This is a genomic window from Amycolatopsis kentuckyensis (assembly GCF_002155975.1).
Classification (GTDB): domain Bacteria; phylum Actinomycetota; class Actinomycetes; order Mycobacteriales; family Pseudonocardiaceae; genus Amycolatopsis; species Amycolatopsis kentuckyensis.
In genome coordinates this window covers 1-716 of record NZ_MUMI01000895.1, presented here as the reverse complement: position 1 = coordinate 716, position 716 = coordinate 1, and the positions used below count along the sequence as shown (strand labels likewise).

Here is a 716-nt window from a genome sequence, read left to right as displayed (position 1 = left end):
CGACCGGCCCGTTCGCGCCCGTCACCTTGCCGGCCAGCACGACCTGGCCGCGCGTGTCGTAGTCCGCCGGCGTGGCCTCCTGGACCGGTGCGCCGCAGCTGTCGTCAACCGCCATCACTTGGCTCCCAACTCGACCGGCACGCCGACGAGCGAGCCGTATTCCGTCCATGAACCGTCGTAGTTCTTCACGTCCTCGTAGCCCAGCAGCTCGTGGAGCGCGAACCACGCGATCGAGGAGCGCTCGCCGATGCGGCAGTAGGCGATGGTGCCCTTGCCCTCGTCGATGCCCTCGTCCTTGTACAGCTCCTTGATCTCTTCCTCGGTCTTGAAGGTGCCGTCCTCGTTGGCGACCTTCGCCCACGGCACGTTCAGCGCGCCGGGGATGTGGCCGGGAACCTGGGACTGCTCCTGCGGCAGGTGCGCCGNNCTCGTCGCGGAAGGCGCGCAGCGACAGGTCCTGGTCCTGGGCCTTGTAGTCGGTGGCGGCGCGCTTGACCTCGTCGGAGTTCAGCTCACGGCCGTCGAGCTCCCACTTCTTGCGGCCGCCGTCGAGCAGCTTGACGTTCTCGTGGCCGTACAGCTTGAAGTACCAGTACGCGTACGCGGCGAACCAGTTGTTGTTGCCGCCGTAGAGGACCACGAGGTCGTCGTTGGAGATGCCCTTCTCCGAGAGGAGCTTCTCGAAGCCCTCTTTGGAGACGAAGTCGCGGCGCACC

Annotated in this window: 2 pseudogenes; both read right to left on the bottom strand. The window is 66.7% G+C overall.

What is annotated here, in order from left to right:
- A pseudogene (locus tag CCN39_RS52510) lies at positions 1-115 on the bottom strand (DUF1416 domain-containing protein); the annotation flags it as partial.
- Positions 115-716, bottom strand: a pseudogene (locus CCN39_RS48975) (sulfurtransferase); the annotation flags it as partial. The pseudogenes CCN39_RS52510 and CCN39_RS48975, both read right to left, overlap by 1 nt.